Annotated in this window: 8 protein-coding genes and 1 pseudogene; 2 read left to right on the top strand and 7 right to left on the bottom strand. The window is 71.7% G+C overall.

Annotated features, from left to right (window positions below):
• Positions 1–18: 18 nt before the first annotated feature.
• From ACFP2V_RS09740 to ACFP2V_RS09720, 5 genes are all read right to left on the bottom strand, one after another.
• Positions 19–3,159, bottom strand: a complete 3,141-nt coding sequence (locus ACFP2V_RS09740; protein WP_381208524.1) for an efflux RND transporter permease subunit — start codon at positions 3,157–3,159, stop codon at positions 19–21.
• A 215-nt stretch (positions 3,160–3,374) separates the two neighbouring features.
• A complete protein-coding gene (locus ACFP2V_RS09735) occupies positions 3,375–4,061 on the bottom strand; it encodes a response regulator (RefSeq protein ID WP_381208521.1) in 687 nt (228 codons plus the stop codon).
• A gap of 49 nt (positions 4,062–4,110) precedes the next feature.
• The gene (locus ACFP2V_RS09730; RefSeq protein WP_381208518.1) at positions 4,111–5,358 is read right to left on the bottom strand and encodes a sensor histidine kinase; all 1,248 of its coding nucleotides are present in this window, start codon (positions 5,356–5,358) and stop codon (positions 4,111–4,113) included.
• Between the two features lie 211 nt (positions 5,359–5,569).
• Positions 5,570–5,857 (bottom strand): PspA-associated protein PspAA, encoded by a 288-nt coding sequence (gene pspAA, locus ACFP2V_RS09725; protein WP_381208515.1) that lies wholly within the window; start codon positions 5,855–5,857, stop codon positions 5,570–5,572.
• A gap of 65 nt (positions 5,858–5,922) precedes the next feature.
• Entirely contained in the window at positions 5,923–6,708 is a 786-nt protein-coding gene (locus ACFP2V_RS09720) for a PspA/IM30 family protein (protein WP_381208512.1), read from the bottom strand.
• Between the two features lie 271 nt (positions 6,709–6,979).
• Between ACFP2V_RS09720 and ACFP2V_RS09715 the strand changes: the two genes are divergently transcribed.
• Positions 6,980–7,615, top strand: a complete 636-nt coding sequence (locus tag ACFP2V_RS09715; RefSeq protein WP_381208914.1) for a DUF3043 domain-containing protein — start codon at positions 6,980–6,982, stop codon at positions 7,613–7,615.
• Between the two features lie 110 nt (positions 7,616–7,725).
• Positions 7,726–8,445: a class I SAM-dependent methyltransferase gene (locus ACFP2V_RS09710; protein WP_381208911.1), complete on the top strand. Its 720-nt coding sequence runs from the start codon at positions 7,726–7,728 to the stop codon at positions 8,443–8,445.
• A 94-nt stretch (positions 8,446–8,539) separates the two neighbouring features.
• Here the strand turns inward: ACFP2V_RS09710 and ACFP2V_RS09705 are convergent, their stop codons facing one another.
• Positions 8,540–8,752, bottom strand: coding sequence for a hypothetical protein (locus tag ACFP2V_RS09705; protein WP_062194121.1), 213 nt, complete (start codon positions 8,750–8,752; stop codon positions 8,540–8,542).
• A gap of 220 nt (positions 8,753–8,972) precedes the next feature.
• Positions 8,973–9,287 (bottom strand): annotated as a pseudogene (locus ACFP2V_RS09700) (hypothetical protein); the annotation flags it as partial.

The raw sequence follows: 9,287 nt of genomic DNA, 5'->3' as shown, positions 1-9,287 counted from the left end.
GACCGGCTCGCGGACCGGTCAGACCTGGGCCGGCGCCGGGTCCTCCGCGGACCCCGCGGACTTCTCCGACTCCGCCGGTTCCTCGGCCGCCGTGCCCTTCTTCAGCGCCTTCTTCTTCGCGCGGCGCTCCTTGCGGAGCTCCAGCATCGCGTAGAGGGTCGGCACCAGGAGCAGGGTCAGCAGCGTCGACGTGATCAGACCGCCGATCACCACCACGGCCAGCGGCTGCGCGATGAAGCCGCCCTCGCCGGTGACGCCGAGCGCCATCGGGAGCAGGGCGAAGATCGTCGCCAGGGCCGTCATCAGGATCGGGCGCAGCCGGTGCCGGCCGCCCTCGATCACGGCCTCGACGACCCCGTAGCCCTGGGCGCGGTACTGGTTGACCAGGTCGATCAGCACGATCGCGTTGGTGACCACGATGCCGATCAGCATCAGCATGCCGATCATCGCCGGGACGCCCATCGGGGTGCCCGTGACGATCAGCAGGCCGATCGCGCCCGTCGCCGCGAACGGGATGGACACCAGCAGGATCAGCGGCTGGGCGAGCGAGCGGAAGGTGCCGACCAGCAGCATGAAGATGATCGCGATCGCCGCGAGCATCGCCAGGCCCAGGTTGGCGAACGCCTCGTCCTGGTCCGCGGACACGCCGCCGATCTCCGCCGTCGCGCCCGCCGGGAGGGTGAGCGCGTTGATCTTCGTCTGGAGCTCCGCGCTGACCGCGCCGGTGTTGTCGCCGGTCGGACGGGCGGTGACGGTGGCGGAGCGCTGGCCGTCGATCCGGGTCATGGACACCGGGCCGTCCACCAGCTCGACGGTGGCGATGTCGCCCAGCTGCACCGGGCCCAGGCGCAGCTTCTTCAGTTCGGCCAGCGTGGTGGCCGGTTCGGCCGACCGGATGACGACGTCCCGCTCGGTGTCGTCGAGGACCGCCTTGGCGGCCGGGGTGCCCCGGACCGCCTGGGCGACGGCAGCGCCGAGCGTCTGGCTGTTGAACCCGGCCGCGGCGGCACGGGAGTTGGCCTCGACGGAGATCCGCGGCACGCTCTGCGACAGGTCACTGGTGACGTCCGTGACGTCGTCCAGCGAGGCCACGGCCTCCTGAACCTGGTCGGCCGCCTTGCGCAGCACCTGCGCGTCGGCCGCCTTGACGACGACGCTCAGGTCCTGGCTGCCGAATCCGTCACCGCCCGCGATGGTGGTGGTGCCGATGCCGTCGAGTTCGCCGAGACCCTTCTCGATGCGCTTCTGCACGTCGACGGAGGACGCGGAGTCCTCGAGCATGATCTGGTAGGTGGCCTGGTTGGTGTCCGTACCGCCGCCGAAGGCCGCCATGAAGCCGGACGAGCCGATGGTGACCTGGTGGTCCTTGACGCCCTCGGTGTCGCCGAGCAGCTTCTCGACCTTCTTTGCCTGCTCGTCGGTCGCCTCGAGGCTGGCGCCGGGCTCCAGCTCCTGACGGACCGTGAGGACCGGCTGCTCGCCCTGGTCGAAGAAGTTGGTCTTGAGCAGCGGGGTCATCCCGAACGTGCCGATCAGGACGACGGCGGCGATGCCGAGGCTGGCCAGCCTGCGCCGGGTGGCGAAGCCCAGGACGGAGACGTAGACGCGCTGGAGGCGGCTCTTCGCCTCCTTCTCCTCGGCCAGTCTGCGGGCTTCCTCGGCGTCCTCGGGGGTGCCCTTCGGGGGACGCAGGAACCAGTACGACAGGACGGGGACGACCGTCAGCGACACCAGCAGGGAGGCGAGCAGCGCCGCCGTGACGGTGAGGCTGAAGGAGCCGAACAGCTCGCCCACCATGCCGCCGACCAGGCCGATCGGCAGGAAGACGGCGACGGTGGTCAGCGTCGCGGAGGTCACCGCGCCGGCCACCTCGCGGACGGCGACCAGGATCGCCTCGCGGCGCTCCTCGCCGTAGCCGAGGTGCCGCTTGATGTTCTCCAGGACGACGATGGAGTCGTCGACGACCCGGCCGATCGCGATGGTCAGCGCGCCCAGGGTCAGCATGTTCAGCGACAGGTCACGCGTCCACAGCACGATCAGCGCGAGCACGATGGACAGCGGGATGGACACCGCGGTGACCAGGGTCGAGCGGATCGAGGCCAGGAAGACCAGGATCACCAGGACCGCGAAGACCAGGCCGAGCGCGCCTTCGACGGTCAGGCCCTCGATGGCCTGGGCGACGGCCGGACCCTGGTCGCTGACGACGGTGAGCTCGGCGCCCGAGCCGAGCGCCTCGCGCAGGCCGGGCAGCTTCTCGTCGACGGCGTCCGAGATCGCGACGGCGCTGCCGTCGTGGTCCATGGTGACCACCACGGCGAGGCTGGGCTCCCCGTTGGTGCGGGTGAGCGAGTCGGTCTTGGCCTCCTGCTGCTTCACCTCGGCCACGGAACCGAGACGGACCGGCTTGCCCTTGCCGGGCTCGCCGGTGACCATCAGGTCCTCGATCTGCTCGAGCGAGGTGTAGCCGCCGCCCACCCGGACGGTGCGGTTGGCGCCGTCCTCGTCGAAGGAGCCGGCCGGGATGGTCGCGCCGCCCGCCTGGAGGGCCTGCAGGAGTGCCTGCGTCGTGAGACCGGCGTCGGCGAGCTTCGCGTCGTCGGGGGTGACGGTGACCTGGAGGTCCCGTACGCCGTCCACGGTGACCTGGCCGACGCCGTCGATGGCCTCCAGCTCGGTGACCACGGTCCGGTCGAGCTGGTCGGCGAGGGCCTGCTGGTCCTTGTCGGAGGTGACGGCGAGGACCACGGTCGGGATGTCGTCGGTGCTGCCGGCGACGACCTGCGGGTCCACACCCTCGGGCAGCACGGCGCGGGCCCGGTTGACGGCCTGCTGGACGTCGGCGACGAGCTGCTTGGTGTCGTTGCCGAAGTCGAAGGACGCCATGATCACGGCGCTGCCCTCGCTGGCCTTCGAGGTGACTCCGGAGATGCCGTCGACGGCCTCCAGGTTGTTCTCGATGGGCTCGACGACCTGCTTCTCCACCACGTCCGGGGACGCGCCCTGGTAGGGGGCGATCACGGAGATGATGGGCAGTTCGATGGTCGGCAGCAGCTGCTGCTTGAGCTGAGGTATCGCGATCGCCCCGAACACGAGCGCGATGATCGACATGAGTCCGATCAGCGCGCGTTGCGCGAGGCTGAATCTGGCCAGCCAGGACATGGGTTACGGATCTCTCTTCTGTGAGCGTCTGTGAGCGGTCAGGAGTACGGTCACCGGCACCGTCTGACGCACGGTCACGGGCACGGGCAGGGGCACGGCGGGCTCAGCCGGGTGCCCGCTCTACACAGTGGTGCATCGGGAGGGCCCGATCCGTAGGCCCGGAGTCCCGTTCCTCGCGGCGGCGGCTACTCCCCCCGCAGTACACGCGGTCGCGTTCAGTCCGCCCTCGGGCGTACCAGGCCGGACTCGTAGGCGGTGACCACCAGCTGGGCCCGGTCGCGGGCGCCCAGTTTGGCCATGGCCCGGTTGACGTGCGTCTTCACGGTCAGCGGGCTGACCTCCAGGCGCGCGGCGATCTCGTCGTTGGAGTGGCCGCCGGCGACCTGGACCAGCACCTCGCGCTCCCGCACGGTCAGCGAGTCGAGCCGCTGGGCGCGGGCCGGGTCGAGATCGGCGCCGTCCGCCGTGCCCTCCTGGGCGAGGAAACGGGCGATCAAACCCTTGGTGGCGGCCGGGGACAGCAGTGCCTCGCCCTCGGCGGCGATCCGGATGGCGCTGAGCAGTTCGCCGGGTTCGGAGCCCTTGCCGAGGAAGCCGGAGGCGCCGGCCCGCAGCGACTGCACCACGTAGTCGTCGACCTCGAAGGTCGTCAGGATCACCACGCGGACCCCGTCGAGTTCGGGGTCCGCGCTGATCAGGCGGGTGGCCGCGAGGCCGTCGGTGCCGGGCATCCGGATGTCCATGAGGACGATGTCGGCGCGCTGTTCGCGGGCCAGCCGGACCGCCTCGGCGCCGTCGGACGCCTCGCCCACCACCTCCATGTCCGGCTCGGAGTCGACGAGCACGCGGAAGGCGCTGCGCAGCAGGGCCTGGTCGTCGGCGAGCAGGACGCGGATGGTCATGGGGTCCCCCGGGAGCGCTGGTCACGGACCGTCCTGGGCCGCGGGCGGGTCACGAACCGTCCCGGGCCGCGGACGTGTGGGTCTCGACGGGCAGGATCGCATGGACGCGGAATCCGCCGCCGTAGCGGGGGCCGGTGGTGAGGGTGCCGCGCAGGGCGGTGACGCGTTCCCGCATGCCGAGCAGGCCGTGGCCGCCGCCGTTGTCGTGGTCGGCGGGGGCTTCGTGCCGGCCGGCACCGGTGCCGTCGTCGAGGACGGTGACCTCGAGGTGCGGACCCACCCGGACGACGCTGACCTCAGCCTTCGCCTCGGCGCCGGCGTGCTTCTGGACGTTGGTGAGTGCCTCCTGGATGATCCGGTAGGCGGCCAGGTCGACGGCGGCGGGCAGCGCGGGCGTATGGTCCGGACGCTGGTCCTCGCGGGCGACCAGGACGTGCAGGCCGGCGCTGCGGAAGGTGCCGACGAGGTCGTCGAGGCGGTCCAGTCCGGGGGCGGGCTCGGTGGGGGCCTCGGGGTCGCCGGACTGGCGCAGCAGACCGACGGTGGCACGCAGCTCGCCGAGCGCCGAGCGGCTGGCCTCACGTACGTGGGCGAGGGCCTCCTTGGCCTGGTCGGGCCGCTTGTCCATGACATGGGCGGCGACCCCGGCCTGGACGTTGACCAGGGCGATGTGGTGGGCGACGACGTCGTGCAGGTCGCGGGCGATGCGCAGGCGTTCCTCGGCGACGCGGCGGCGGGCCTCCTCCTCGCGGGTGCGTTCGGCCCGCTCGGCGCGTTCCCTGATGGCCTGGACGAAGGCACGGCGGCTGCGGACGGCGTCCCCGGCGGTGGCGCCGATCCCGGTCCAGGCGAAGATCCCCAGGTTCTCCTGGGCGTACCAGGGCAGCGGGCCGGCGATCACGGCGGCACCGGTGAGGACGGTCATGGTGAGCAGGCCGACCCGCCAGGTGGTGGGGCGGTCGGTGGCGGAGGCGACGGTGTAGAGCGCGACGACCACGCACATCGCGACCGGGGCGCGGGGGTCGCCGGTGACGAACTCCACCAGGGAGACCCCGCCCGTGAAGGCGAGCACCGCGAGGGGTGCCCGGCGCCGGAGGACGAGCGCGGCGGCGCCGAGCACCATGAGGACCAGGCTGAGCGGGTCGGGCGTGCGCAGCGCCCAGGTGACGCCGTCGGGGCCGTGCGGCTCCACGAGGGACCCGGCCACGATGCACACCAGGACGCTCGCGGCCAGGGCCGCGTCCAGGGCGAAGGGGTGCGCGCGCAGCCGGCACCGGGCGCGCTGGAAGGTGCTCACGACCGTTCACCGTACGGGGTGGCGGAGGCGTACGGGGTGGGCCGGTGACGGATCGGTGGTGAGGGCCGCGCCTGCCGTGAACGGACCGACGGTGAACGGTTCGGATGCGAACGGTTCCGGTGTGAGCGGTACGGGTGTGAGCGGTACGGCCGTGGGTGGCCCGGCGGGCCAAGGTCTGTCCGGCACGATCCGCCGGACAGGTCCTGAGGGTTCATGTGCCCGGGATCAGTCCGTCGCCGTCGTCCCTGAGCAGCTCCCGGACCTCCTCGATGGTCGCGTCCGGGGAGGGGAGGATGAGGCCGGAGGGTTCCAGGGCGTCGTCCGGCAGCGGCTCGCCGAGCTCGTGGACCCTGTTCAGCAGGGCGGTGAGGGTGCGGCGGAAGCCGACGCCGTCGCCCTTGTCCATCTCGGCGAGGAGTTCCTCGTCCAGTTTGTTCAGCTCGGCGAGGTGGCTCTCGGCCAGAGCCACCTGCCCCTCCCCCATGATCCGTACGATCATGTCGGCCTCCTGGGCCGCCCTTGCGGGGGCCTCGGTCGTCGTCGGCACGGTGTCCCGTGCGGCGGTCACTGCTTGTCGAACCGCGGGGTGTCCTGCGGCTGCTGCTGGGACTGGGGCTGCTCACTGCCGCCTTCGATGGCCTGCTTCTCCCCGGAGGTGCCCCCAGCCAGCTCGGCCTTCATGCGCTGCAGTTCCAGCTCCACGTCCGTCCCACCGGAGAGCCGGTCCAGCTCGGCCTGGATGTCGTCCTTGTGCATGCCGGACTGGTCGTCGAGGGCGCCGGAGGCGAGCAGCTCGTCGATGGCACCGGCCCGCGCCTGGAGCTGGGCGGTCTTGTCCTCGGCCCGCTGGATCGCCAGCCCGACGTCGCCCATCTCCTCGGAGATGCCGGAGAAGGCCTCGCCGATCCGGGTCTGTGCCTGCGCCGCCGTGTACGTGGCCTTGATGGTCTCCTTCTTCGTACGGAAGGCGTCGACCTTGGCCTGGAGCCGCTGAGCGGCGAGGGTGAGCTTCTCCTCCTCGCCCTGGAGGGTCGCGTGCTGCGTTTCCAGGTCCGTCACCTGCTGCTGGAGGGCGGCGCGGCGGGAGAGGGCCTCACGGGCGAGGTCCTCACGGCCCAGCGCGAGCGCCTTGCGGCCCTGGTCCTCCAGCTTGGAGGACTGGGACTGCAGCTGGTTCAGCTGGAGTTCCAGGCGCTTGCGGCTGGTCGCCACGTCGGCGACGCCCCGGCGGACCTTCTGGAGCAGCTCCAGCTGTTTCTGGTACGAGTAATCGAGGGTCTCGCGCGGGTCCTCGGCCCGGTCAAGGGCCTTGTTCGCCTTCGCGCGGAAGATCATCCCCATACGCTTCATGACACCGCTCATGGGCTTCGCGCGCCCCCTTCTGACGGACTCCGGCTCACACTTCTGCGACAGAACCCACAGTACGGGCCCTGCATCCATTACCGCACTGTCCAGGGGTGGATGCGCTCATCCCCAAGGACGACTGCGCATCCTCCCGATCCGGCGCAGGGAGTAGGTGATCCCCGGGTACCGGCCGGACAACCCGCCCCAAGTCACACACAACGCCCCCTCTGTCTGTCTTCTACAGACGCGTGGTGTTGCCGGATCGTTCCCCTCGGGGCTGGGGTCCAACCCCGGGCACCCCGTACCCTTGGGTTTTGTGTTCCGTAGCCGTGCCAAGGAAGAGAAGGCCCACGCCGACAAGGCGACGGTGACCGACTCCAAGCAGACCCGCCACCCGGAGGCCCCGAAGGGCCGTCCCACGCCCAAGCGCAGCCAGGCCCAGACCCAGCGGCGCAGCGTGGCCAATACGTCGATGACGCGCAAGGAGGCCGCCAAGCGGCAGCGTGACGAGCGCCGTGCCGCGATGGAGCGCCAGCGCCAGGCGCTGGCCAGCGGTGACGAGCGCTACCTGCCCGCCCGTGACAAGGGGCCGGTGCGCCGGTTCGCGCGCGACTACGTCGACTCGCGGTTCAACATCGCGGAGTATTTCCTGCCGATGGCGGTGATCATCCTGGTGCTGAGCATGATCCGGGTGCCCCAGCTGCAGAACGTCGCGCTGCTGCTGTGGCTCGTCGTGATCGTGATGATCGTGCTCGACTCCCTCGTGACCGGCTTCCGGCTGAAGAAGCGGCTGGCCGAGCGCTTCCCCGACGGCAAGCGCCGCGGCGCCGTCGCCTACGCGCTGATGCGCTCGCTGCAGATGCGCCGGCTGCGTCTGCCCAAGCCCCAGGTCAAGCGCGGGGAGCGGCCCTGAGCACCACGCCGTTCGTCGACGGCGCGGCACCGGCAGTGGTGCCCGCGCAGGCCTCGCCGAAGCAGGCCGGGCCGTCCGGTGACCTGCGGGAGATCGTGGAGCGGGAGCTGGTGGCCCGCCAGCTCGACGAGCAGCTGGTGGGGCACTTCCCGGTCGGGCGGCGGCTGCGTGTGCTCGATGTCGGCATGGGCCGCGGCACGCAGGCGCTGCGTCTGGCGCGGGCCGGCCACCAGGTGACCGGTCTGGAGCGGGACGCGGAGATGATCGCCACCGCGCGCGCGACGCTCGCCGGGGAGCCCGAGGGCATTCGGGAGCGGGTGCGGGTCGTCGAGGGCGACGGCCGCGACACCGGTGTGCACTTCCTGCCGGGCAGCTTCGACGTGGTGCTCTGCCACGGCGTACTCATGTGCGTGGCGGAGCCGGACCCGCTGGTGGCGGGGCTGGCCCGGATGCTCGCCCCCGGCGGCCTGCTGTCGCTGCTGGTGCGCAACGGCGACGCGTCGGCGATGCGGTCCGGCCTGCGCGGCGACTGGGCCGGGGCGCTGACCGCTTTCGACACGCCGTGCCATGCGGACGGCTCCGGTCTCGAGGTGCGGGCCGACCGGCTGACGGACCTCACGGCGACGCTCGCGGGGCTCGGGGCGCCGCTGCACACCTGGTACGGGGTGCGGGTCTTCACGGACACGGCGGTGGAGGGGGCGCGCGTCGCGCACGCCCTCGGCCGCCCCGACGACCTGGTGACGCTCCTCGCGGTCGAGGAGCGGGCCGGACGGACGGACCCCTACCGCGGGGTGGCGTCACTGCTCCACCTGTGCGGCGTACGGGGCTGAGCCGACGCGGGACGGGCGAGGGCCGAAGCCCCCGCCCGGAAGGCCGCGTCGCCCCCGCCCGGATTCTCACGGCCGGGGCTTCACGCCCGCGGGTTCACGCCTCTTCCGCGTGCAGGCTCATCGGCCCGTAGATCTCCGTGGTGTCCTCCAGCAGCCGCACCTGGTCGGCGCCGCCCTCCAGCAGGGCCTTCCAGTTCTCCCCGATCCAGGACTCGGCGTCCCCCTGCGTGGTGAAGTCCTCCGGCGTCACCGCGGGCTCGACCTGCGTCCCGTCGGCCTTCTCGAACCGCCACGTCCATGCCGCCATGTACGCCTCCGTGGGTATGAGCACCTGCACGACAGGAGCCGGATCATGGTCCGGCTCCTGGAGCAGAGCGTCTCTGATCAGCTAAGCAAACCTATGCGAACCGTAGGGTCCGGTGGGAGTTCTGCCCACCTGGGCGGGGAAGCATGAGCGTGGAGATGGAATCCCGCGCCCAGTGCTGCTCCGCGTGGCCGGTGGCCGGTGGTGGGTGTGCTGGTCGTCGTCACGTCCTGGTGCCGGTGGGCTGCGCGGGGCAGCCGGGTCCGGTCCGTGTGAGCGTGTCCCTCCGGACGCTTGCCCGCCGGGCCTTGTGGTCTGGTGGGGGAGGGTGTCCGGCGTCGCCTGGGCGTCGGACGTGCTGTCTGATGCCGGGTGGGTCCGGTCTTGGACCGGTGCCGGTGGTCGGGGTGATGGCGGCTTTGGCTTCGAGTCTGTCGACCACGGAGCGGATGACCATGGCACCGCCGGTGCGGTCTGCGACGGTCTTGGCCTGGTGGGTCAGGCCGCGTGCGGCGATACGCTTCCACGCGCCCGCGTC

Origin of the sequence: Streptomyces incanus (assembly GCF_042656345.1) — a bacterium.
In the GTDB taxonomy this organism is placed as follows: Bacteria; Actinomycetota; Actinomycetes; order Streptomycetales; family Streptomycetaceae; genus Streptomyces; species Streptomyces incanus.
This window is presented reverse-complemented; position numbering and strand designations above follow the sequence as displayed.